The following is a 23,850-nucleotide window of genomic DNA, read 5'->3' as shown; positions in this document are numbered from 1 at the left end:
CCAAAGCACAAGTGCTGCTTGGGGGCGGATATTCGGGCAATTTAGTGGATTGCTGCGCTTTGTTTTTGCTTTTTCCCTTCGCGTTCGAGCAGTTCACGCATCATTTTGTCATAGCTTTTATCCAATTTGTAGAAGGAAGCGATGATAAACATGATTGCCCACAGTGCAATCGGAACATAGAGATAAAAGGCTTCGATTGTTGCAATGGCTTCCACAGTCTGTTCCGCAGCTGTCGCCTTCAGACCGTCGAACGCTGCCATGGATAGGATACCGCCCATAATTGCCTGTGTAAAGCCGGAGCCGGCTTTCTGACCCATGCTCATCGAGGAGAACATCAGTCCTTCGACGCGCAAACCATGTTTCCAGTGACCATATTCGATCGCGTCGCCGGGCAGAGAATACTGTACGCCGTAGAACGGAGCGATACCAAAGCCACGGATGATGCAGGATACAACGCCAAGGGACACGCTGGTGGTATTGACCAGGAACAGAAGTTGACCGATAACACCCATTGCGCAGCCGAAGCAGATCAGGTTGCGCTTGCCGAAGCGAGGCAGCAGCTTGGGAAGCATGGCGATGCCGACAATCGTGCACACCTTTTCTGCCGACGAAAGCGGCATGACCAGGTTAGCGTCGCCCAGAACATATTGACAGTAATAAGTAAGGTCGGTGCCGATGATGACCTGATATGCGGTATAAGTGATCATGAGACCAAGCGCGATCAGGAAATACCGATTGGTAAAAGTGATTTTAAACGATGTCCAGAAGGGGATATTCTCCTTTTTGGTCTGTGGGGCGGCCTGAACACGTTCGGTACAGGTTGCATAGGTATTCAGAAGAATAAATACTGAAACAATCGCATATCCTCCGGTGACCAAAATCCAAGAAAGCTGCTCTTTGCCGGTAACATCGGAAACGTAGTTGATCAGCGGCAAGGTAAATGCGGTGATAATCATGCTTGCGGTAATGGACAGCATCATGCGGATGTTGCTGATGGTGTCACGGTCACGGCGGTCCCGGGTCATCAGTGAGCCAAGCGCGTGGAATGGCTGGCTGATTGCGGTATAAACCACGGTGTTCATCAGGTTATAGGTGACGAAGGCATAGAGGATTTTGCCCATATTGCCGACATTCGGCATGGTGAACAGCAGAACGGCTGCGACGGCATAAGGGACAGCCAGCCGCAGGATCCAGATGCGTGCTTTGCCGTATTTGGAATGCGTGCGGTCAATGATGGTGCCCATTGCGACGTCGGAAAAGCCGTCGAAAATACGCGAGATCAGCATGATCATTCCAACTGCACCAGCTGAAATACCAACCACATTGGTGTAAAAGTAAATCAGCAGCGTGGATGTCATGGTGTACATCAAGGTCAGCGCAGGATCGCCAAAGCAATACGCAAGCTTTTCGGAAACGGGAACCTTGATGAATTCATCCATGTTCTTGCGCTTCTGTTTGAAGTTCAGAAGTTCTGCAATTCCGCCTTTCATTTGCTACACTCCTTCTTGATATTCTCTCATTGCAATTTGCCGTATGGTGAAATACAGAGCGGTGACGAATCAAGGCAGATGCCAATGCCCTGAGACGAAAAGTGAAGAAGAAGAACATACAGATGTTCACGAGAACACAAAAGATAAAATGCCTTTCCGTGTCGCGGCTCCATCACGCATCAAATGTGGATGGAAACAAGCTGAATTGTTTTTACAAATAAAGGTTAGCACGAAAATATTTGGTTTTCAATGATAAAATGGAGAGGAAAATGCTTTTCGTGATTTGCGAACAAAAACAAAACAGCGACTTTGCCAAATTGACGGGAATTATTTTTTGGATGCGTGCAAATGCGTGCAATTGTGTGTGGCATTCGACCAGAAGTGTCATTCGGAAACTGTGCGGCATTCCAAAAGTTGCAAATTTGAATTTTTCACTGGGAAAGTGCGCTTGCAAAATGCGTGCAGTGTGCTATACTGATGGTACATCCGGTTGGGAGGGAGAAATCATGGCAGTTACTGCACAGCAGATTGCCGAATTGGCAGGGGTTTCGCGCGGCACAGTGGACCGTGCGCTGCACAACCGCGGCCGTGTCAATCCAGAGGTTGCTGCACGCATCCATCAGATTGCGGCCGATCTGGGCTACAAGCCCAATCTGGTGGGGCAGGCGTTGGTGCGAACAAAGCGTGATTTCAAGATTGGCGCGATTTTGCAGTCTGTCGAAACGCCGACCATGCAGATCGTACGCGAAGGGCTCAGACGTGCCGCGTCCGAGCTGCGTGCATCCGGCGTGGAATTTATTGTGCGTGAATTGCGCGGTCTGGACGAAGAACTGGTGCTCGAAAGTATTGAGGAATTGACTTCGCAAGGCATACAGGGGCTTGCCATTTCCCCAAACAACACTTCGGAGCTGCGGCAGTGTATCAACGGGCTGTATGAGCAGGGCATTCCTGTGATTACCCTGAATTCCGACATCCCGGGAAGCAAGCGAATCTGTTTTATCGGTATGGATAATTATCGTGCGGGGCAAACCGCTGCTGGTTTGATGTGCCAAATGCTGCCCGCGGGCAGCAAGGTGCTGCCGCTTGCCGGACATTTGAACAATACGGCTCATAACAACCGACTGAATGGTTTTTTGGATACGCTTCAGCAACCGGGCGCATGTGATCTGCGGATCTTACCGTTTCAGCCCTGTTTTGACAGAGATGATTATGCGCACGAGATTACGCAGCATGCACTGCGGGAAAACCCGGATCTTGTGGGCATTTATGTCGCTTCGAATGGACAGGAAGGCGTGTGTCAGGCGGTGGACGAAGAGGGCCGAAAAGGACAGGTTAAAATCATCGCATATGACCTGAATGAGCCCAATATGCGCCTGCTGCAATCTGACAGTCTGAGCATTGTGCTCGATCAGGAAGCGTTTGAACAGGGATATCGACCGCCGTATCTGCTGTATGAGTACCTGATGCATAAAAAACAGCCAGAACGTGAGCTGTTGTATACGGATATTGCGATTCGAACCAAATATAATAGTGATTTGATGCGGTTTGACCGTGAATTGCCCGACAGCAAAGCATAAAGCAGAGAACCGAAAGAAGCAGGGAGACCATATTTATGGTCTCCCTGCTTTTTTGTAAAGGGACTGTGTGTTGATGGCGTTTACAGTCAAAAAAAGGATAGCGACAACGGTTTATTTGGAAATACCTACATAGAATCAATGCGTTTTGCAAAAAATTTTATGAATAATCCAATAATATACAAATGTGGTAAACATAGTGCTTGGCAGGAGAAAGAAATTTTGCTATACTAAGCAAGACTGTCTTGACGCAGATAGGGTTTCATCAAAATGGCATGCCTATATGTGGCAGGAAAACGCATTGATGAACAAAGAACACGGTGTAGGATGATATTTAAAGGAGAAAACGAATGAAAAAGAAAATCCTGTCAGCCACGGCTGCCGGGGCATTGGTTTTGTGCATGATGCCTTCGGCCATGGCGGCAAAAGATCTGGATGGCCATTGGGCGAAGCAGGCAATGAACACCTGGATGAACTACGGCATCATACAGGGATATGAAGATGGCAGCGTGCGGCCGGATCGCAGTATTACCCGTGGCGAGTTTGCGGTTATGCTCGATCGCGTGATGGAATATCAGGTCAAGGCGGATAACACCTTTTCCGATCTGGATAACAGCTGGTATACGGATGCTATCCTCGGAGCAAATGCCGCTGGCGTGATTGCAGGCGATGCTGCTGGTACGGTGCGGCCATCTGATACCATTACCCGCCAGGAAGCAGCTGTTGTGTTTGCCCGTGTGCTCAAGCTGGATACACAGAATGCGCCGGATGCGGCATTTGGTGACCAAAAGGAAATTGCGGATTGGGCGGTTGGCGCCGTCAACGCGATGGCAGATAAAGGGTACATTCAGGGAAGCGACGGTCGTTTCGCTCCGGAAGCAGGGATTACCCGTGCGGAAGTCATCACGATTCTGGACAATGTGTTCGTTGGTTTTTATCAGAATGCCGGGGAATATACGGAAGACATCAATGGTTCTGCCGTCATCAATGCGGATCAGGTCACGCTCAAGAACATGACGGTATTCGGTGATCTGATTGTGGCCGAAGGTGTTGGGGATGGACATGTTGTCCTCGACAGCGTTGCCGTGAAAGGCAAACTGATTATCCGCGGCGGCGGCGTACATTCGGTGATCATCAAGGGCGACAGCGTGATCGGACCGGTCATTGTAGGTCGGCAAAACAGCACGGTGCGCGTTTCCGTGGAGGATCATGCTGAGGTTGGTCTGTTTACGGTGGACGCAGGCGCGGACACGGTGAAACTGAACGGCGCAGTGGAGCAAGTGCGTGTGCAGGGTGCCGGTGCAGTTGTGGAAATCAGCGATACCGTCAAGCAAGTAATGGTGACGGAAGATGCAGTGGATGCGACCGTCATTGTTTTGGGCAATGCAGCCGTGGGACAGGTTTCGGTTGCAGCGGACAGCACGACGGTGCAGGTGGCCGGAACGGTCGGAACCATTGCGGTCAATGACGCGGTTTCGGATGCTGCCATTGCGGCGCAGGGCGGCTCCAAAATCGATCTGATCAGTACCGCCGGCAGTGGCACGACGGTGGAAGGCTCCGGCACGGTTTCCTGCGTTGAGGCAGCGGAAAACGCCACCAATGTGACGGTCTCCACTGCGGGCACCAAGGTGGAAAACAACAGCTCGGAATCGGTCACGACTGGAAACGGTACGATCGGTGCGGGCGAGACCGCAACAACGCCCGTTGAATCCAATGGCGGTTCGTCTTCGGGCGGTTCCTCTGGCGGTTCTTCCGGCGGCAGCAGCCATAGCCACCAGTATACCGACGGCATTTGTTCGTGCGGCGAAATAGATCCCACATGGGCACAGGTGGACAGCGCGGAAACGTGGAACGCTGCGATCCAAGCAGGTAAGAATATTCTGGTAACCGCGGATTTCCAAACAGAGAAAAAGCTGTTTGTGTCGGTGTCCTGCACGATCAATGGCAATGGCAAGACCATCACGGCAGCGGATACCTGGACTGGAGGAAGCAGCAATCTGGAAAAGCACCTGCTCGGCGTGGAAGGCGAAGCGGCCGATCATGTCACCATCAAAAACCTGACGCTGAACAGCAGCGGAAAGGCCTATGGTCTGCAGCCGTATTGTGTGGCGGATCTGAAGCTGGAAAATGTCACGCTGCAGAATAGCTTGGGCGCCGGTCTGACGGTCAACAGCTCTTCGGTAACTGCGGTGGGACTGCATACCGTGGGCAATGCGTGGGGCGGCGTCAATATCGACTGTCAGGTGGAGGAAAATGAAACTTCGCTGACCTTTGATGCGACTTCGATTTTCGAAGAGGCTGCGCCGGTATACAGTGACCGGGGCGGGGTCACGGTGCATGCGCCGGAAGGCTATCTGCAGCTGGAAGTTGGCGGCAAGCAGGCATGGATCAAGGCGTTTTCCGGCGGCTTTGGCACCGAGCAGGCGCCGTATGAGATTGCGAATGCAAAGGAATTTGCGGCGATCGAGTATCTGGCAGCCAAAATGAAATCCGGTACGCCATTCTGGTTTGTGCAGACAGCGGATCTCTCTGGGCTGGATAAGAGCATTTCCGCGTTTTGCGGTTCCTACAACGGACAGGGGTATTCCATTGCCGCTTCCGCACAGTCGGCCAAAAAGGCTTTGCCGCTGTTCGGTCAGGTTTACGGCGATGTAACCGTGCGAAACCTTTCTCTGGTTTCCAATGCTTCGGTTGGACTGACCGTGACGACTGACCCGTGGCTGGTGGATCATCTGACTCTGTCGGATATCACGGCGACGGCGGCGTGTACGGTCAAGCTGGAAAATCAGTCGAACTTCGGTTTCCTGATTATGGGCTGCGTGTTTGACAGCCGGCAAAACCCCACGGAGCGTCAGACGATCACGCTGGAGAATTGCACGGTCAATGCCAGCGTTCAGAATACAGCCACCTGCACGTCCGGCTTTATTGGTTCGGGTTACTTCCCGGCGGAAAAATGGGAGGACTGTCCGCTGCTGGTTTTGAGAAACTGCACCATGAACGGCAATGTCTCTGGTCAGAAATATGCGGGTCTGTTGTTTGGCAATCCGTCTTATCATGCGTACATTGATGTGATGCTTAAAAACAGTGGGATTACCGATCAGACAGAGCAATTGGAAAAGGTCCGCGAGTTGGTGGTTCTGGAGAATATCACATTCAACGGTGTGGTACGCGCGGAAAATGCCGGTATTTTCAGTGCCAACGGAACGAAAATCCTGCTCAATGAAGCCTATCGAGATTCGATCGAAGGACAATACATGATTTCGGATAACACGACCAATCCGTTGGACGCGCTGGACCTGAAGGTGTATCAGGGTACGGATGGATATCAGATTAATGATGACCAATACGACTACAAGCTGATTTTCAAGGTGACGGCAATCGAAGTCGGAGGCGGCACAATGAATGGCCGCGATGTGATGGTCCCGCTGTCCTACGCTTCGGCTCCGGGCGAGGATACGCTGCTGAAAACAGGAGACGCAGTATATGCGTATGACTCTGAGACGGCAGTGGGAAAAGGTATTATTCAGGCGGATACGGAACTTGCGTACGACTATCTGTGCGAAGGCAATCCGGTTGCGATTGTTTCGGCAGAGGACGGACGCACCTATCTGATTTTCGATTCTGCGTCTGTGAAGCATGTTGACAGTGCGGTCACAACCTATGTATACGGATATGCCGGGGATCTGTTCCTGGGCGATAAGATGATTTCGCAGTCATAAAGAAAAAACCACGCTGTTGCAGCGTGGTTTTTTTATGCAATAGAAGTGATTGATTACTCCGCGTGCCGCAGATCCCAGTCGATCGGCTCGATGCCGTGCTGCTCGAGAAAGGCGTTGCACTTGGAGAAATGGCGGCAGCCGAAAAAGCCGTTGTAGGCCGAGAGAGGGGAGGGGTGCGCGCATTCCAGAACAAGATGCTGCGGCGCGGTAATCAGCTTCTTTTTTGAACGGGCATTGCCGCCCCAAAGGAGAAAGACGATTGGCTTTTCCCGCTCGTTGAGCTTTTGGATCACATGGTCGGTAAAGGTGGTCCAACCGATGTTCTTATGGCTGTTGGCCTGTCCGCGCCGGACGGTCAAGGTCGTGTTGAGCAGCAGGACACCATGTTTGGCCCATGGCGTCAGTGTGCCATTCTGCGGCGGATCGATGCCGAGATCGCTCTTGAGTTCCTTGAAAATATTTTGCAGGCTGGGAGGCGGCGCCACACCGGGCTGCACCGAAAAACACAGCCCGTGCGCCTGTCCTGGGCCGTGATAGGGATCCTGCCCAAGCAGCACTGCTTTGACGTCCGCGTATGCGGTGTATCGCAGGGCGTTGAAAATATCGTTCATGGGAGGGTAAATGGTCTGTTCCGCGTATTCCTTTTTCAGCCAGTAGCGAATGCGTTTGTAATAGTCCTGCTGAAATTCATCCGCCAGTATTTCATCCCAGTCGTTTCCTAAATGTACCATGATAACCTCCTGCATCGGGTTTGCTAACATTATATCATAAGCATTTGAAAAAAGCTATTGACAGAATGCGTTGCTCCGGCTATACTCTAACTGTATTAACACATATAGTACAGATAGAACACTGAAGGAAAGGAGGCGCGGGTGTGATCAAGATTGATTACCGGGATGCGCGGCCGATTTATGAGCAGATCGTGGATGGCGTGGAAAACCTTGCGCTGCGCGGCGCGCTGCCGGCCGGCAGTCAGCTGCCCAGTGTCAGGCAGCTTGCCATGGAGCTTTCGATTAACCCGAACACCATTCAACGCGCATATGCGGAGCTTGAACGGCGCGGCGTGATTTATTCTGCCAAAGGGCGCGGGAATTTCATTTCAGATGATACGGCGGCGCTGCGGCAGAGACGTCTGGACGAAATCGCAGCACAGATCCACACACTTGCCGTACAGGCACATATGCTGGGCGCAACGGATGAACAGATGCGCCGGTGGTTGGAGGAAGGAGAGGAGAAAGCATGATTACAGCGGAAAATGCAACCAAACGCTTTGACAATATTACTGCGGTCGATCATGTATGTGCAGAAGTGCGGGACGGATCAGTTTACGGTCTGATCGGTTCCAACGGGGCGGGCAAATCGACGTTCCTTCGTATGCTGGCAGGGATTCTGCGGCCGGATGAAGGTGCAGTGCGCATCGATGATGCGGATATTTTTGAAAACATTGCGCTGAAAGAACGGTTTTTCTTTATTTCCGACGAGCAGTTTTTCTTTTCCAACTGCACGCCGGAGGAGATGAAGAATTACTACAAGCGGTTTTATCCGCATTTCAATGAGGATCGCTATCGAAAGCTGATGCAGGGCTTCGGTCTGGACGAAAAACGGAAAATCCGCACGTTTTCCAAGGGCATGAAAAAACAGGTATCGGTGATTTGCGGCATTTGCGCCGGCACGGACTATCTGTTCTGCGACGAGACGTTCGACGGTCTGGACCCAGTCGTGCGGCAGACGGTCAAGAGCCTGTTTGCCGAGGATGTTGAGAGCCGCGGCCTGACGCCGGTGATCGCGTCCCATAACCTGCGAGAGCTGGAGGATATTTGTGATCATGTCGGTCTGCTGCACCGCGGCGGCATCCTGTTTTCGCGTGATCTGGATGAGATGAAGCTCGGCATGTTCAAAATGCAGTGTATCTTCACAGAACCGCTGCCGGCGGATGCATGGCAGGACATGGATTTGCTGCATCTGGAGCAGCGCGGTTCGCTGTACACCCTGACGGCGCGCGGCAGCCGGGAAGAGCTGCTGGCCAAGGTAAACGCGATGCACCCCAGCTTCTGCGAACTGCTGCCGCTGACGCTGGAGGAAATCTTTATCAATGAAACGGAGGTGGCGGGGTATGACCTCAAGAAACTTCTCTTCTAAGGGCCTGCTGGGCGACAGCCTGCGCCGCAATTTGTGGGGTTTTGTGCTGGGCGGTGTCGGGTTCTTCCTGTCCCTGCCGCTGCCGCTTTTGATGACGATGCAGAAGGCGCTGGAAAACCGTGCACGGTATACGAAAGATCTGCCGGACTTGGTCGATATCGATTGGAAAAATGCACTGAACCAAGTTGCGTCCCTGCTGGACGGCGGCAACTATTTTGTCAAAACCATGCTCATTATCATGGCGATCGTGTGCGGTGTGGCGATGTTCGCGTATCTGCATTCCCGCCAAAAGGTGGATTTTTATCACAGCCTGCCCATTTTGCGCACCCGGCTGTTTGCAAACAACTTTCTGACCGGCATCATCCTTTCGCTGTCCACCTATTTGGTGATGCTTGTCCTGTCGGTTGCCTGTGTTTATGGCATGGGCTTTGGTGCGGCGGTCGATTGGGGCGCGATCGGCAGCGCGCTGGTCAGCCAGTTGATCCTGTTCCTGACGATTTACGCGCTGACCGTGCTGACTACGATCGTGTGCGGCAACACGGTCATTACGCTGCTGCTGCTCGCGTGGGTGCATCTGTCGCCCATGTTGGCGCGCTTTCTGTTCGTCGGTTTGTGTGAAAAGTTTTATCAGACATATGCAATGGAAAGCGAGCATGTGCAGCAAGCGTTTTATCTGTCTCCGCTGATTGAAATGTTTGAAATCAACGGCTTTACAAGGGGCGGAAAAGGGGTATCAAGTCTGCTTGCAACGCAAACCCCGGTCTCCGCAGTCGGCTTGCTGATCGCTTATCTGATTGTTGCAGTCGCTGCGACCGCGCTGGCGCTCTTCCTGTTCCGCATTCGTCGCAGCGAGCGCGCAGGCGTGGCGCTGGCTTTCCCGCGCGCGAAACTGCCCATTAAGGTTTACATGTGCCTGTTTATGGGTGTGGCGTTCGGCATGGTGTTTAGCATGATCGCCGGGAACTTCTGGTTCTGGATCGGTCTGGTGATCGGCACGGTGCTGTTCCACTGGATTGTTGAGATCATTTATGCATTCGACTTCCGTGCGATCCTCGGAAAGCCGCTGCATCTGATAGTCATTCTGGTGGTGCTGTTTGCGGGCATCCTGTGCATGAAGTTTGATGTGACCGGTTATGACAGCTGGCTGCCCGACCGGGACGATATTCAGGCGGTCAGTGTAGGCGGCGACGCGAGCGAACTGCTTTATGAGGCGGCCAACATCGACGCCGCATATCGTCTGGGCGAGATCGGCACGCAGATCAACCGGGATGCGCTGTATGGTCAGGGCAATTTCAGTAGCATTACGCTGCGTTTTCAGCTTAGCGGCCGCAGTGCGGCGCGCACTTTCCTGCTGCCGGATGAGGATGCGGAGGTGCAGACGCTGCTGCATCAGATTTATGCTTCGGAAGAATATAAACGTGCGGCATGGCCGTTGTTCCAGTTGGATCTGGAGGATGAACAAAGCACGCTCGTCATGGATATTTACTCCGACGCAAGCGACTATAATGTTGTCTCTGCCGTGAAGAATGAGCAAGACATTCGGCAGATTGTGACCACGCTGCGCGAAGAGTCGCTCACACGGCAGAAAAATAGTTTGCCGGTGCTGCGGCTGCAGTTTATGCGCGAGGGCGAGGACTATACCCAGTACGAGGCTGATGTATATGTTACTGCGGAGGATGAAAAAACGCTGGCGCTGATCAAGCAGCTGACAGGGGTCAGCCCGGTACCGCTGACAACGGATAATGTTGACATGATCGATCTGCAGTTCAGCTATTCGGTTGGAAACGGCGAGTACCGCGTGGAATCCGTGCAGGTCACCGACAAGTCGGACATCGCGGCGCTGCTGAAGAACGCGGCAAACCGGGATACGATGGGGTTTGGCAGCATACGAAACGCGGCAAAACAGGGCATCTGGATTGATCCGCGCACGGATAGTATGGAAATCGTAGCCCGCATCAAGCAGAATGGTGAGGAGAATTGGTACCAGCTGGCGTACGCCGATGGCGATTGGCCGGAAGCCATCGTAGAAAAATATCGTCCGGACGAAGCAAACTTGGATAACAACGCGGTTGCCGACGTGCCTGCGACGGAGGCCGCAGCATGAAACGGCGCGATTTGTTCGGCGTGCTGGTGCTGCTGCTTTACCTGCTTGGTGTCGGGTTGGTGACCGGACCGTCTCTCTACCAGTTGTTGGTGGGGCGGCTGCCGGTGCCAAAATTGGAGCTGATCCCGTTTGCGGATATGATCGCGATCGTAAGCGATCAAGATTCCCCTGGCCTTGGTGCGGTTGCGAATATTGCAGGCAACGCAGTGCTGCTTGCACCGCTCGGATTCTTGCTGCCACTGTTCTGGTCGTATTTCGACGGCGCCAAACGCACGATCTTGTTCGGGTTTGGTATGTCCCTCAGTATCGAGCTGATCCAGCTGGTAGCAGGCGGCGTCACCTCGGTGGATGACCTCATCCTGAACACCGTGGGCGCAGCACTCGGATTTGCACTGGCAAAACTGCTGCTGCGGTCCTGTCCGTGGCTTGCACCGCAGCGCGACAGCCGTGCAGCATGGGGCTATCCGCTCGCGTGCTGGTTGGCGGTTATTGTGCTGGCAACGGTCACCGATGTAATGGCGCTTGGCCTGATTTGGTAGGATAGGGAGCCGACGGATAGAGAAAAGGGATCACCCTCGAGGGGTGATCCCTTTTTGTTACTGCTTCATAGTCAGCGAAATGCGATGTGTTTTGGGGTCGGCAGACAATACGGTGACATCGACGACGTCTCCCACCGTGACCACCTCGGACGGATGCTTGACATATCGGTTGGAAAGCTGCGAGATATGAACCAGTCCGTCCTGATGCACGCCGATATCCACGAATGCACCAAAGTCCGCGACGTTGCGCACTGTGCCCTTGAGTTTCATTCCGGGTTTGAGGTCGGCAATGTCCAGCACGTCCGAGCGCAGCAGCGGAGGCGGCAGCTCGTCGCGCGGGTCGCGGCCGGGCTTTTGCAGTTCGTCGATGATGTCGGTCAGAGTCGGAACGCCGACGCCGCATCGGGTCGCCAGCTCGGCCAGTCCGAGCTGCTTTGCGCGGGCGGAAAGTTCTCCGATCTTGCTCTGTGCTGCATCCTCGACCGTGTAGCCGCACAACATGAGCAGCGTGCGTGCGGCTTCGTAGGCTTCCGGGTGTACGCCGGTGCGGTCGAGCAGATCAGCGCTGTCCGGCACGCGCAGAAAGCCCGCGCACTGTTCAAACGCCTTGGGACCAAGCCCCTTGACCTTGAGCAGCTGCTTGCGGTTTTGGAAGCTACCGTTTTGCTCGCGGTATGCGGTGATATTTTTGGAAACGGTCGGGCTGATACCGGCCACGCGGCGCAGCAGGGAAGGGGATGCGGTGTTGAGATCCACGCCGACCGCGTTGACGCAGTCCTCAACCACGCCGTCCAGTGTTTCACTCAACCGCGCCTGCGGCATATCATGCTGGTACTGTCCTACGCCGATCGATTTGGGATCGATCTTGACCAGTTCGGCCAGCGGGTCCTGCAAGCGGCGCGCAATCGACACGGCGGAACGCAGATTGACGTCAAAATCCGGGAATTCCTCCGCGCCGAGCGGCGAAGCCGAGTAGACCGACGCGCCGGCTTCGGATACCACCATATAATCGATGCCACCGCCGTATTCCTGGATAAAATCCGCAATGAAAATCTCGCTTTCCTTGGAGGCGGTGCCGTTGCCGATGGCAATGCAGGTGATTTGGTATCGGTCGCACAGACGGCGCAGGGTGCGTTTGCTGTCCTCGGTTTTCTTGAGCGGCGGCGTGGGATAGATGACGGCTGTGTCGAGCACTTTGCCGGTCTCGTCCACGACGGCCAGCTTGCAGCCGTTGCGGTAGCCCGGGTCAAAACCCAGTGTGACGCGGCCGCGTACAGGCGGCTGCATGAGCAGCGGACGAAGATTGAGCGCAAAGGTGTGAATGGCCTGCTCGTCGGCAGCGTCAGTCAATTCGCCGCGCAGTTCGCGTTCGAGAGAGGGGAACAGCAGGCGCTTCCAGCTGTCGGCGCATGTTTCCCGCAGCAAGGCGGCATACGGGTTTTTCGGATGTACGGCTGCACGGATGATGGCGGCGAGCGCTTCGGTTTCGTCACATTCCAACGTGACCTTGAGCTTGCCTTCTTTTTCGCCGCGGTTGATAGCCAGTATGCGGTGGCTTTGCAGGCGGCGCACCGGCTCAGAAAATTCGTGGTACATGGTGTAGACCGTGTCGGCTTGGTCGCAGCCTGCCGTGCGGATTACGCCGGTGCGATGCAGCAGCGCACGCAGCCGTCCGCGCAGCGCGGCGTCGTCCGACAGATCCTCTGCAATGATATCGCTCGCGCCTGCCAGCGCGTCGGCTGCGGTTTCTATGCCTTTTTCCGGATTGACATACGGCTGCGCGAGAGTTTCCGCGTCGGGCGCGTTGCCGCATGCGGCAAGCAGCGCTTCGGCCAGCGGTGCAAGACCTTTCTCACGCGCAACGGATGCGCGGGTGCGGCGCTTGGGCCGATAGGGACGGTAGAGGTCGTCAAGCGCCGCGAGCGTCCCCGCTGCCGCGATGGCGTCGCTGAGTTCGTCTGTCAGTTTGCCCTGCGCTTCGATTGCTTCGCGGATTTCCTCCCGACGTGCATCCAGATTGCGCAGATAGGTTAGCCGGTCGGCCAGCTGGCGGATGGTCTGATCATCCATCGTGCCGTGCATTTCCTTGCGGTAGCGCGCGATAAACGGCACCGTATTGCCGTCGTCGAGCAGTTTTACAATATTTGTAACGTATTCTTCCTTTTGCCCGAACTCCCGGGCGAGAATTTGCGTAATGTTTTCCATGGTGTCGCTCCTTTTTTGGACTGTGTTTTATTGTACCACAGATTGGGCGGCGGGAAAATAAAAAACCGCACTGCATAAAGCAGCGCGGAAAGAAATTCAGATGAATACGTTTTGAATCAGATACATATACAGCACCGTGCCCACGCCAATGGAAAGCAGATTGTTGCGTTTCCATACATGCAGCGCAGCCGTTACGGCGATGCACAGCAATTCGGGAACACCGTGCGGGGCTGCCAGCCAATTTACGTTTTTCACGCAGTAAACCACCAGCAGCGCAATGACGGCGGGCGGCAACGCTTCGCCCAGATAACGCACGATCGGCGGAATCGGCTTTTTGCCATTGAACAGCAGAAAAGGCGCAACGCGGGTCGCAAAGGTGCATACGGCAGCGACCAAAATCATTGTCAGTGCTCGTGCAGCGCTCATTGCGGCACCTCCTTTTCCAGACGGCTGCGCAGCGCGATCAGCATGACGCAGATCGCGAGCATCGCGGGCAGGATAAAATTATCCGGGCCGAGCAGCGCAAGCGAGATGGCGGCGGCGCCGATTCCCAGAAACGCGGGAATATGCTGCTTGGAGCTCATCCACTGCTCCACAAAAATGACGGTGAACAGCGATGTCATGGCGAAGTCGATGCCTGTGGAGTCAAACGGCAGCACGCCGCCGATGATCGCACCGATAACCGAGCCGAGAATCCAATAGCTGTGATCGAGCATCGCGATCCACAGGCGCATAGCATTGGGATCGACGTCCTGCGGGGTTTTGAGCGAGCACAGTAGCGAATATGTCTCATCCGTCAGGGAAAAGATCATGTACCACTTGGCGTGTCCCATTTTGTGAAAGGTCTCCAGAAAGGACAGGCCGTAAAAAATATGCCGGCAGTTGAGCAGCAGCGTCATCAGCGCAACAGTAATGAGCGACGCGTTTGCCGCCAAAAGCGACACCAGCAGATACTGACCCGAACCGGCGTAAACCGTCAGGCTCGTCAGAAATGCCCATGGTGAGGTGTAGCCGATATCGCGCAGCATCACGCCGAATGCGAAACCGATGAACAGATAGCCGCAAAAAACCGGAATCGTCACCGCAAAAGCGGGACGAAATGCCTTTTTCATAGGAAAATCACCTTTTCAGGGGGTGGATAGACAATAGAAAAGCGCTCTGCAAGCAGAGCGCTTTGACAGTTTCAACGGTATCGCGTCTGCAAATCAGATCGCGCGGGTTACCTTGCCGGAGCGGAGGCACCGAGTACACACGTTGATATGGCGGGGAGTACCGTCAACCAGAGCCTTTACGCGACGAACGTTCGGCTTCCAGGTACGGTTGGAGCGACGATGAGAGTGGGAAACCTGAATACCAAAGGTCACGCCCTTGCCGCAAATATCGCACTTTGCCATTTTCCTGCACCTCCTTCTCTTGTGCATTGCATAACGGATATTATAATACCACAACAAAGAGTAAAATGCAAGTTATTTTTTACAAAAAAATTGGTTTTTCAAGTTTTGGCGCGGGCACAACGGAAACCGTTGAAAAGTGGGGCAAAAGGGGGTATAATACAATCATCTTATCACCTGCCATTGCGGAAGGGAGTCTGGTTTATGCAGTTAAAAGAGTTTGGCGTCAGTTTGGGGGACCTGATTCAGGAATTTAATTTTGAGGTGGTTTACGGTCCCGAAGGATTTGAAAAAACCGAGATCACGAAGGATGACGTCAACCGTCCCGGTTTGCAGCTGGCGGGCTTTTTCGATTATTTTGATCCCAACCGCATCCAGATCATGGGTAAAGTAGAATCCAGTTATGTGGAGCGGATGGAACCGGATGCGCGCCGGGCCTGCTTTGAGCGCCTGTTTTCCACCGGTATCCCGGTGCTGATCATTTCGCGCAACATCGATGTGTTCCCGGAATGCATGGAGGCGGCGCAGAAATGCGGCGTGCCGATTCTGCGCACCAATGAGTTTACTTCGACGATTATGAGCGCCATCATCGCGTCTTTGAAGGTCAATCTGGCGCCGCGCGTGACGCTGCACGGCGTTCTGATTGAGATCTACGGTGAAGGTGTGCTGCTGCTGGGCGATTCCGGCGTCGGTAAATCCGAGACGGCAATCGAGCTGGTCAAGCGTGGCCATCGTCTGATTGCAGACGATGCGGTCGAGATCAAGCGCGTGTCGGATAAGACGCTGGTGGGCACGGCCCCGGAGGTCATCCGCCACTTTATCGAGCTGCGCGGCATCGGCATCGTGGACGTGCGCCGTATCTTTGGCGTCGGCGCGATCAAGATGACCGAAAAGGTCGAGCTGGTCATTAATCTGGAGCCTTGGGAAGAAGGCAAACAGTATGACCGTCTGGGTCTGGACGGCCAGACCACTTCGATTCTGGATATCGCAGTGCCCAGCATGACCATTCCGGTCAAGCCCGGCCGAAATCTTGCGGTTATCATTGAGGTCGCCGCGATGAACGACCGTCAGAAGAAGATGGGCTTCAATGCCGCCAAGGAGCTGCAGGAGCGCATGCTCAAGCAGTACGGCAATTAAATCGGCAAGATTCTAGTTATGATTTTCAACCAAAAGCCCGGCAACGCTGGGCTTTTGGTGTAAGCGGACAAAACGCACGGCAATATCGGACGAGATGTTGCATTTTATTAGCACTTTTCAAAGGAGACAAGCATTCCCATGCAAATTGTAGCAGACCTGCACACACATACCATCGCAAGCACACACGCGTATTCTACGGTTTATGAAATGGCGCGCGGCGCGAAAAATCGAGGGCTCATTGCCATCGGCATTACGGATCACGGACCGGATATGGCAGATGGCCCGCACGAGTGGCATTTTTCCAATCTGGATATCCTGCCGCGTCAAATCGAAGGCGTTACGGTGATCCGCGGGATCGAATTTAATATCTGTCCGGGCGGCGCGCTGGATCACATCAAGGAGAGCAGCCTTAAGCCGATCGAATTTGCGTTGGCCTCGTTCCACGAGTGCTGTTTTGCGCCATCCACCAAAGCGGCGCATACCGAAGCGCTGGAAGCGGTGCTGCAGGACAAGCGTGTCAACGCGCTGGGGCATCCGGGCAATGCAAAGTACGATTTTGATAAGGAATACATTATTTCCCGCTGCAATCAATATGATAAGCTGGTAGAGATCAACAGCAATTCGTTTGCGATCCGGAAAGGAAGCCGCGAAAATTGCACGGAAATCGCGCAGTTGTGCAAAAAATATCAGGTGCCGATTGTGGTGGACAGTGATTCGCATATTGAATACCGGGTTGGATGCGTGGATAACGCGCTGTCCATGTTGGAGGAGATCGGGTTCCCGGAGGAGCTGGTAATCAACAGCAGCCGGGAACGGTTGGATTCGTATTTCCGCGGCCGCGGGCTGCATTTATTTGAATAAACGGAAGGGACGGGAAAGAAAATGCGGATTGGCATTGATCTGGGAGGAACATCGGTCAAAGCGGCGCTGTGCGAAGAGGACGGCACGCTGCTGGCAAAGCAGAGCACGCCGACCAGAACGGGAGACGCTGCGGGACTGTGCGCGGATATGAAGCTGTTGGCGCTGGCGCTGTGCGGCGAGCGCGGGATCGCCCCCAATCAGGTGAGCAGCATCGGCATCGGGGTGCCCGGCTCCTTTGACAAGGAAACCTGCACGCTCAAATTCGGCACCAACCTTGGGATGAATAACGTGTGCTTTGCGGAGGCGTTCCAGCCCGAATTTTCCTGCACCGTACAGCTGGATAATGACGCGAACTGTGCGGCGCTGGGCGAAGCGACCGCGGGTGCAGCGAAGGATGCGCGCAATATGCTGATGGTCACGCTGGGCACCGGCGTGGGCGGCGGTATCATCATTGACGGCAAGCTGTACACCGGCTGCAACGGGATTGCCGGTGAGATGGGGCATATCGTTATCCAGCGTGACGGCGAGCCCTGCAACTGTGGGCGGAAAGGATGCTTGGAAGCCTATGCTTCCGCGGCCGCTTTTGTAAAATTTGCGGAACGGGCGCTTGCGGAGGGGCGCGAAAGCCTGCTGAGCAAAAACGCGGGCCATCTGGATGCCAAAATGATCTGTGACGCGGTGGACGCCGGGGATATGCTGGCGCGGGTCCTGTTTGACGAGTACTGTGAAAACCTGTCCAACGGTCTGGCTAGCTACATCAATATCTTCCAGCCGGAATGTGTGGTGCTGGGCGGTGGCCTGGCCGGATATGGCGAAAAGCTGCTGGAGCCGCTGCGCCGCCTGACTATTCCGCAGACCTTCCGCAGCGATAAGCGCAACACTGAAATCGTCTGTGCATCACTTGGTAATGACGCCGGTCTGATCGGTGCTGCAATGCTGTAAATGAATTGAAACTGTAACATAAACAGGGCATTTGTAATATTACAAATGCCCTGTTTTGCGGTTGCCAGCGTTGAAATTCGAGCGGTTTCGTGTTAAAATACATGACATATAAGCAAATGTTCACACGGACGGCACGGAGGTTTCTCATGCGTTTTAAGCGAATCATCGCGTTACTGTGCGCGGCCATTTACATATCTACTGCGGGCGCTGCGGCGGCGGAAGTACCGCAGCAAGCAGATACCGACACGACAGAACAGGCGGTTGCAGCAGAGGTGCAGACGCCCGAGACGGCGTCTGTGCAGCCGGAAACGGCGGTGGAGACGGATTTGCCCGTGGCGCGGGCGACGACATTGAAGGTTGTGCCTTCGACACACCATGTGCAGGTTAACGGCAAGGCCGTCAATCCGCAGGCCTATAACATTGACGGATATAACTATTTCAAGCTGCGCGACATTGCGTATTTGCTCAACGGCACAACTGTGTCGTTTAATGTGACTTGGGACAGCGCGAAAAACGCGGTCAACCTGATTTCGGGACAAGCTTATGCGGCGGTCGGCGGCGAGATGACCGTAGCGTCCACAACAGCGCTGCGCGTGCAGCAATCCACGGCCAAGGTGCTGCTCGACGGCAGCGGTATCACCATCAAGGGATATAACATCAACGGCAACAACTATTATAAGATTGCAGATGTTTCCACGGCCATTGGATTTACGGCTGCTTATGAAAGCACGACGCAGACGGTCAAGATCTCCACGCCGTCCGCTCCGGAACCGGAGCCTGAACCTGATCCGGAACCGGAGCAGCCGTTTGTGACGGGCGTATATCAGGTCAAGGTGGAGTCCTGGCTTTCTGTGCGTTCCGGACCCGGCACAAGTTATTCCGTGATCGGACAGCTGACAAACGGCACTCAGATTGTAGTGGACAGCATCAAAAACGGTTGGGCGCATATTGTCAGCAGCGACGGGAAAGAACAGTATTGCAGCGCGGATTATTTGACCCGCATCAAGGATTATACCGGAGATGGCGATGTGGAACAACCCGAGCCGGAAGAACCAGAGAAGCCATTTGTAACCGGTGTTTACCGCGTCAAGGTGGAATCGTCCCTTTCCGTGCGTTCCGGTCCGGGCACGAGTTATAACATCGTTGGCCGTTTGCAGAACGGCGATGAAATCGTGGTTGACAGCATCAAAAACGGCTGGGCGCACCTGATGGATACCAGCGTTGGGTCCGGGCGGTATTGCAGTCTGGACTATCTGACCCGAATCGGCGACTACGATGCCAGTCAGGGCGAGCCGGATGATCCGGTCGATCCGCCGCGTACATCGCATCTGGATGGAAAAATGACGGTCATTCTTGATGCCGGTCATGGCGGAAGCGATGTAGGCGCACATAATGCGGATATGTCGCTGGATGAAAAACATGTCAACCTGTATGTGGCGCAGTATTTGCAGTCCTATCTGGAGGACGCAGGCGTCAATGTGATCATGGTGCGTGATACCATGGAGGAAGGCAGCTCGCTTTCTCTGCGCGGCACGGTGATGCAGCAATATGCGGCGTCTGCAGACCTGTTCTTCAGTGTGCACCATAACGCGGCCAATACGACAGCGCGCGGTGCGGAGGTGCTTGCGCAGATCGCGGATAAAAACGGCGGTCCGAGCAAGATCTTAGCCGAAGCGCTGCTGGAGGAATACAGCGATCTGGGGGTTCCGATCCGACAGGTCGTATTCAAGGAGGGCAGCAACGGCGACTATTATTACACCAACCGTATTGCGGCATCCCTGTTCATTCCGGCAGTGACCAGCGAGTTCTGCTTTATCGACAATGAAGAGGATCAGAAGTTTATCGACAGCGAAGAAGATTGGCAGGCGGAAGCGCGTGCACAGTATAATGCGATTATGTATTATTTCACGCAGGTAGAGTATTAAGGAAAAAGGAGTTTTGAAGTGATGATAGAGCGGGCGGAACGTGCGCAGCAGCTGCACGATCAGGGCTATAATTGTGCGCAGGCGGTGATTTGTGCGTATTGCGATCAGTTTGGTCTGGATGAGGAAACGGCGTATCGCATGGCAGAAGGCTTCGGCCTCGGTATGGGGCTGATGGAGGTTTGCGGCGCATTATCGGCGTCTTTCATGCTGGCCGGTGTGCAGGGCAGCAAGGGAACAGATTTCCCGGGCGCTACGAAAGGACAGACGTATAAGACGACCAAGGCTTTGGCGGCGGCGTTCAAGGAAAAAAACGGAACGTATCTTTGCCGGGAACTGAAGGGCGTGACGGACGGTAAAGTGCGTCGTTCCTGCCAGGGCTGTATTGAAGATGCGTGCAGTTTGATCGAAGAGAATTTGTTAAAATAATCAAATACCGCAGATGTCAAGGCATCTGCGGTATATTTTTTATCTTTTGTTCAGCCAAATTCGACAGATACATATCTTACAAGCGCGTAAAATGAATGGGAAAAGACGATCCAAAGGGGGAAACCATGGTGCGACGCGGGTAATGTGCAGCATGAGGAATAAAGATCAAAGGAAGCGTTATGGATCGAACAGACTGAGTAAGAAACAGGGGGTGAAAAAAGTGGTTCGCTATATCGTTACCAAAGAGAACACATCCGGCAAAGAACAATATGGCATTACCGTAATAGAAGATGAAGAAGAGGAGGACAGCATTGCGGATATTGCGCCTTCTTTTGAAGAAACGGCTTTGCTGGCGGCTTTTTTGCAGGAAAATGGCGTTGCGGCAGTACATTTTCGGGATGTTGTGGAAGATTATCTGGCGAAATGAAATAGGTAAAATAAGACGCGGCAGGAAACGGTTGGCTCCTGCCGCGTCTTGCGTTTTCAAAAATGAAATAGTATTCCAAAGACAGCCCCGATTCCAATAAAAACGATCGGATGAATTTTGGGAAACTTCCAGATGGCAAAAGAAAGCGCCAGAAAGAAAGCGATTGCCGGTATATTCAATACGCTGGCAATGCTGGAAAGGCCGTTCCACAGCTCGGTATGGAACAGGGAAGAAGCAAAGACCTCCAGCATGGCGCCGAAAATCAGGCCAGCAGACGCAGGGCGAAGCCCGTAAAAACCATCCTGCACCAAGGTTGAATCCCGGAATCGTGTCAATGCACGCGCAATCAGTACAATGACGATGATTGACGGCAAAACGAGGGAGAAAGTTGCAGTCAGCGAACCCAATATACCGGCAGCACGGAAACCGGCATAAGTTGCGGAATTGACGCCCATCGGGCCGGGGGTGGATTCGGAGACAGCAATCATGTCCAGCAGATCGCTGGAGGTAAACCACGGGTAGTTTTGGGCAATATCCTGCAGGAAAGGGAGTGTTGCCAGGCCGCCGCCAATGGAAAAAAGACCGGTTTTGAAGAACTCCCAGAAAAGTTGTAAAAAGATCATGTGCGGCGCCTCCGTAACAGTCCGATCAGAATACCGGCACTGCCGGCCACGATGACCATGATGACAGGCGAGACACCGAAGAATGCGACAGCGGCAAAAGTGATGAGCAGAAGCGCAGCGGTCGGCAGATCAACCACGCTTTTTTTGGCCAGTTTCCAGACAGACTGTACAACCAGCGCGCATACCGCGATACGCACACCGGAAAACGCATTTTGCACGACAGCCAGATGCGCAAATTGCTGGATGAATGCCGCAATGATAATGATGATGACAAGCGACGGAAAAACAACGCCGGCCGTGGCACAGATAGCGCCCCGAATACCGCGATGACGATAGCCGATGAAGGTCGCCGTGTTGACCGCAATGACACCGGGCGTACATTGACCGATGGCATAATAGTCCATCAATTCATCTTCGGTTGCCCAAGCGCGCTTTTCAACTACTTCGAGCTGAAGGATCGGCAGCATGGCATAGCCGCCGCCGAAGGTGCACACACCGATACGGGCAAAGGTGAGAAAAAGATCCAGAAATGGATTCAAAGGAAAGTCATTCCTTTCTGAAAATAATATCGTATGAAAGCGGGAAAAATCTCCAAGGGCAAACTTTGAGGCCGCCGGTATGGCGGCCTCAAAGGCTGTTCCTGTATGCATGCCGCAAGGTGCAAAGAAAATATTACTTGCCGGGAACAATTTCCAGCCAGTAACCATCCGGATCGGCAATAAAATAAATGCCCATTGCCGGATTTTCAAAGCAGATGCAGCCCATTTTCTGATGCTTCTGATATGCTGCGGCGAAGTCGTCCACCTGGAACGCCAAATGGATCTCATTGTCACCCAGGTTGTAGGGGCGATCCCAGTCGCGCAGCCAGGTCAGCTCCAGCTGATGCTTGGAAACGCCGTCACTCAGATAGACAATGACATAACTGCCATCGTCTGCGTTGATGCGGCGCACTTCATTCAATCCGAGCGCATCTTTGTAAAAAGTGAGCGATCGATTGAGATCGCGCACATTATAATTATTGTGTGCAAAAGTAAACTGCATGAAAGGTTCCTCCTTGTCTTGGTGAAGTTACTGTACCACGTTTTCCGAAAAAACACAATCGCTATCCGGAAATTTTACCGGATCCTATCAAAAATATACCGAAGGGTAATTCGTCTGCCGCACGGGAAACATCGGGACAGGCGGCGCAAATCAGGCGTAAAAACAAGAAAATTCGTTGCAAGAAAACGGGAAATATGATATGATTATTCATAAGTATGGGGTGGTTTGCTTCGTACGAAAGAATCACAATCCATTTAGTAAGGGAAGTCTTATCTATGAGCGAAAACCAGAAACAAACCATTTTTTCCGGTGTGCAGCCTTCCGGCAAGCTGACTTTGGGCAACTATCTTGGTGCAATTCGTAATTTTCCGCTGTTGCAGGAAGATTATAATTGCATATACTGTGTCGTCGATATGCACGCAATTACGGTTCGTCAGGATCCGGTGAAGCTGCGTCACGCGACGCTTGAGGTGCTGGCACAGTATATTGCCTGCGGTTTGGATCCGGAAAAGAGCATCCTGTTTATTCAGAGCCATGTTCCGGCGCATGCCGAACTTGCTTGGGTTCTCAACTGCTTTACAATGTTTGGCGAAGCGTCCCGTATGACGCAGTTTAAGGATAAGTCTGCCAAGCATGCGGATAATGTAAACGTTGGCCTGTTCACCTATCCGGTTTTGATGGCAGCGGATATTCTGCTGTATCAGACCAATCTGGTTCCGGTTGGCGTGGATCAGAGTCAGCATATCGAGATCTGCCGCAATATTGCCAACCGTTTCAATGGCTTGTTCCCGGATACGTTCACGATCCCGGAAGGCCTTTACCCCAAGGCTGGCGAAGGTGCGAAGATCATGAGCCTGCAGGATCCGGAAAAGAAGATGAGCAAGTCCGATGAGAACCCCAACGGCTTTATTCTGCTGATGGATAAGCCGGAGGATATCATGCGGAAATTCAAGCGCGCGATCACCGATTCGGATTCCCGTATTATCATGGATCCGGTCGGCAAGCCGGGTGTATCCAACCTCATTCAAATTTATTCGGTGGCAACCGGAAAATCGATTGCGGAAGTGGAAGCAGAGTTTGCCGGAAAGGGTTATGGCGAATTCAAACCCGCAGTGGGCGAAGCGGTCGTGGAATTGCTGCGTCCGATCCGCGAGAAAACCGAAGACCTGCTGCGCAACAAGGATTATCTGGAGCAGGTTTATACCGAAGGCGCGCAGAAAGCGTCCTATCTGGCGCGTAAGACGCTCAGCAAGGTTTACCGGAAGGTTGGCTTTGTCGGACGCTGATCATCGGTTTGAGAGGAACAA

General features: G+C 53.5%; 22 protein-coding genes. 13 read left to right on the top strand and 9 right to left on the bottom strand.

Annotated elements, in window-relative coordinates:
• Window positions 1-41: 41 nt before the first annotated feature.
• Window positions 42-1,490, bottom strand: a complete 1,449-nt coding sequence (locus EJL02_RS01220) for an MFS transporter (RefSeq protein ID WP_125114593.1) — start codon at window positions 1,488-1,490, stop codon at window positions 42-44.
• A gap of 506 nt (window positions 1,491-1,996) precedes the next feature.
• Here EJL02_RS01220 and EJL02_RS01215 point away from each other — a divergent pair.
• Both EJL02_RS01215 and EJL02_RS01210 read left to right on the top strand, forming a co-directional pair.
• Window positions 1,997-3,067, top strand: a complete 1,071-nt coding sequence (locus tag EJL02_RS01215; RefSeq protein ID WP_125114592.1) for a LacI family DNA-binding transcriptional regulator — start codon at window positions 1,997-1,999, stop codon at window positions 3,065-3,067.
• Window positions 3,068-3,414: 347 nt separating this feature from the next.
• Entirely contained in the window at window positions 3,415-6,783 is a 3,369-nt protein-coding gene (locus tag EJL02_RS01210; protein WP_125114591.1) for an S-layer homology domain-containing protein, read from the top strand.
• Between the two features lie 53 nt (window positions 6,784-6,836).
• Here EJL02_RS01210 and ung read toward each other — a convergent pair whose 3' ends face one another.
• Window positions 6,837-7,514, bottom strand: coding sequence for a uracil-DNA glycosylase (gene ung / locus EJL02_RS01205; protein WP_125114590.1), 678 nt, complete (start codon window positions 7,512-7,514; stop codon window positions 6,837-6,839).
• Window positions 7,515-7,657: 143 nt separating this feature from the next.
• Here ung and EJL02_RS01200 point away from each other — a divergent pair, with 143 nt between their 5' ends.
• From EJL02_RS01200 to EJL02_RS01185, 4 genes are read left to right on the top strand one after another with little or no spacing between them, the layout of a single operon-like run.
• Window positions 7,658-8,026: a GntR family transcriptional regulator gene (locus tag EJL02_RS01200; protein WP_125114589.1), complete on the top strand. Its 369-nt coding sequence runs from the start codon at window positions 7,658-7,660 to the stop codon at window positions 8,024-8,026.
• Window positions 8,023-8,922, top strand: coding sequence for an ABC transporter ATP-binding protein (locus tag EJL02_RS01195; RefSeq protein ID WP_125114588.1), 900 nt, complete (start codon window positions 8,023-8,025; stop codon window positions 8,920-8,922). Before EJL02_RS01200 ends, EJL02_RS01195 begins: the two co-directional genes overlap by 4 nt.
• Complete coding sequence (locus tag EJL02_RS01190) at window positions 8,897-11,026, top strand: hypothetical protein (protein WP_125114587.1); 2,130 nt, start codon at window positions 8,897-8,899, stop codon at window positions 11,024-11,026. Before EJL02_RS01195 ends, EJL02_RS01190 begins: the two co-directional genes overlap by 26 nt.
• Window positions 11,023-11,565 carry a VanZ family protein gene (locus tag EJL02_RS01185; RefSeq protein WP_125114586.1) on the top strand — a complete coding sequence of 181 codons (543 nt, stop codon included), beginning with the start codon at window positions 11,023-11,025 and terminating at the stop codon, window positions 11,563-11,565. Before EJL02_RS01190 ends, EJL02_RS01185 begins: the two co-directional genes overlap by 4 nt.
• 57 nt (window positions 11,566-11,622) lie before the next feature.
• On the opposite strand, the gene EJL02_RS01180 is transcribed toward EJL02_RS01185, so the two are convergent.
• From EJL02_RS01180 to rpmB, 4 genes are all read right to left on the bottom strand, one after another.
• Window positions 11,623-13,770, bottom strand: a complete 2,148-nt coding sequence (locus EJL02_RS01180; protein ID WP_125114585.1) for a Tex family protein — start codon at window positions 13,768-13,770, stop codon at window positions 11,623-11,625.
• 96 nt (window positions 13,771-13,866) lie between these two features.
• Complete coding sequence (locus tag EJL02_RS01175) at window positions 13,867-14,196, bottom strand: branched-chain amino acid transporter permease (protein ID WP_125114584.1); 330 nt, start codon at window positions 14,194-14,196, stop codon at window positions 13,867-13,869.
• Window positions 14,193-14,882, bottom strand: coding sequence for an AzlC family ABC transporter permease (locus EJL02_RS01170; protein WP_125114583.1), 690 nt, complete (start codon window positions 14,880-14,882; stop codon window positions 14,193-14,195). Before EJL02_RS01170 ends, EJL02_RS01175 begins: the two co-directional genes overlap by 4 nt.
• A gap of 93 nt (window positions 14,883-14,975) precedes the next feature.
• Window positions 14,976-15,164: a 50S ribosomal protein L28 gene (rpmB, locus tag EJL02_RS01165; protein ID WP_078096872.1), complete on the bottom strand. Its 189-nt coding sequence runs from the start codon at window positions 15,162-15,164 to the stop codon at window positions 14,976-14,978.
• Between the two features lie 201 nt (window positions 15,165-15,365).
• Here rpmB and hprK point away from each other — a divergent pair, with 201 nt between their 5' ends.
• The 6 genes from hprK to EJL02_RS01135 all read left to right on the top strand — a co-directional run bounded on the left by hprK (window position 15,366) and on the right by EJL02_RS01135 (window position 20,879).
• Window positions 15,366-16,298 carry an HPr(Ser) kinase/phosphatase gene (gene hprK / locus EJL02_RS01160; protein WP_125114582.1) on the top strand — a complete coding sequence of 311 codons (933 nt, stop codon included), beginning with the start codon at window positions 15,366-15,368 and terminating at the stop codon, window positions 16,296-16,298.
• Window positions 16,299-16,436: 138 nt separating this feature from the next.
• Window positions 16,437-17,159, top strand: a complete 723-nt coding sequence (locus EJL02_RS01155; protein ID WP_125114581.1) for a phosphatase — start codon at window positions 16,437-16,439, stop codon at window positions 17,157-17,159.
• A gap of 21 nt (window positions 17,160-17,180) precedes the next feature.
• Window positions 17,181-18,101, top strand: coding sequence for an ROK family protein (locus tag EJL02_RS01150; RefSeq protein ID WP_125114580.1), 921 nt, complete (start codon window positions 17,181-17,183; stop codon window positions 18,099-18,101).
• A 146-nt stretch (window positions 18,102-18,247) separates the two neighbouring features.
• Window positions 18,248-20,026 carry an N-acetylmuramoyl-L-alanine amidase gene (locus EJL02_RS01145; protein ID WP_164510222.1) on the top strand — a complete coding sequence of 593 codons (1,779 nt, stop codon included), beginning with the start codon at window positions 18,248-18,250 and terminating at the stop codon, window positions 20,024-20,026.
• A 21-nt stretch (window positions 20,027-20,047) separates the two neighbouring features.
• The gene (locus EJL02_RS01140) at window positions 20,048-20,452 is read left to right on the top strand and encodes a C-GCAxxG-C-C family protein (protein ID WP_125114578.1); all 405 of its coding nucleotides are present in this window, start codon (window positions 20,048-20,050) and stop codon (window positions 20,450-20,452) included.
• Window positions 20,453-20,465: 13 nt separating this feature from the next.
• Window positions 20,466-20,879, top strand: coding sequence for a DUF6514 family protein (locus EJL02_RS01135; RefSeq protein WP_330548618.1), 414 nt, complete (start codon window positions 20,466-20,468; stop codon window positions 20,877-20,879).
• Between the two features lie 56 nt (window positions 20,880-20,935).
• Here the strand turns inward: EJL02_RS01135 and EJL02_RS01130 are convergent, their stop codons facing one another.
• The 3 genes from EJL02_RS01130 to EJL02_RS01120 all read right to left on the bottom strand — a co-directional run bounded on the left by EJL02_RS01130 (window position 20,936) and on the right by EJL02_RS01120 (window position 22,543).
• Window positions 20,936-21,502, bottom strand: coding sequence for a chromate transporter (locus tag EJL02_RS01130; protein ID WP_125114576.1), 567 nt, complete (start codon window positions 21,500-21,502; stop codon window positions 20,936-20,938).
• On the bottom strand, window positions 21,499-22,041 hold the full coding sequence (locus EJL02_RS01125) for a chromate transporter (RefSeq protein ID WP_125115027.1): 543 nt from the start codon (window positions 22,039-22,041) through the stop codon (window positions 21,499-21,501). The genes EJL02_RS01130 and EJL02_RS01125 overlap by 4 nt, the downstream gene beginning before the upstream one ends.
• 133 nt (window positions 22,042-22,174) lie before the next feature.
• Complete coding sequence (locus EJL02_RS01120) at window positions 22,175-22,543, bottom strand: VOC family protein (RefSeq protein ID WP_125114575.1); 369 nt, start codon at window positions 22,541-22,543, stop codon at window positions 22,175-22,177.
• A gap of 275 nt (window positions 22,544-22,818) precedes the next feature.
• Here EJL02_RS01120 and trpS point away from each other — a divergent pair, with 275 nt between their 5' ends.
• On the top strand, window positions 22,819-23,829 hold the full coding sequence (trpS, locus tag EJL02_RS01115; protein WP_125114574.1) for a tryptophan--tRNA ligase: 1,011 nt from the start codon (window positions 22,819-22,821) through the stop codon (window positions 23,827-23,829).
• The last annotated feature ends 21 nt before the right edge of the window (window positions 23,830-23,850 follow it).

Origin of the sequence: Agathobaculum sp. Marseille-P7918 (assembly GCF_900625105.1) — a bacterium.
Lineage (GTDB): Bacteria > Bacillota > Clostridia > Oscillospirales > Butyricicoccaceae > Agathobaculum.
The sequence above is the reverse complement of the archived record's forward strand: the minus strand, read 5'-3'. Positions and strand labels throughout refer to the sequence as shown.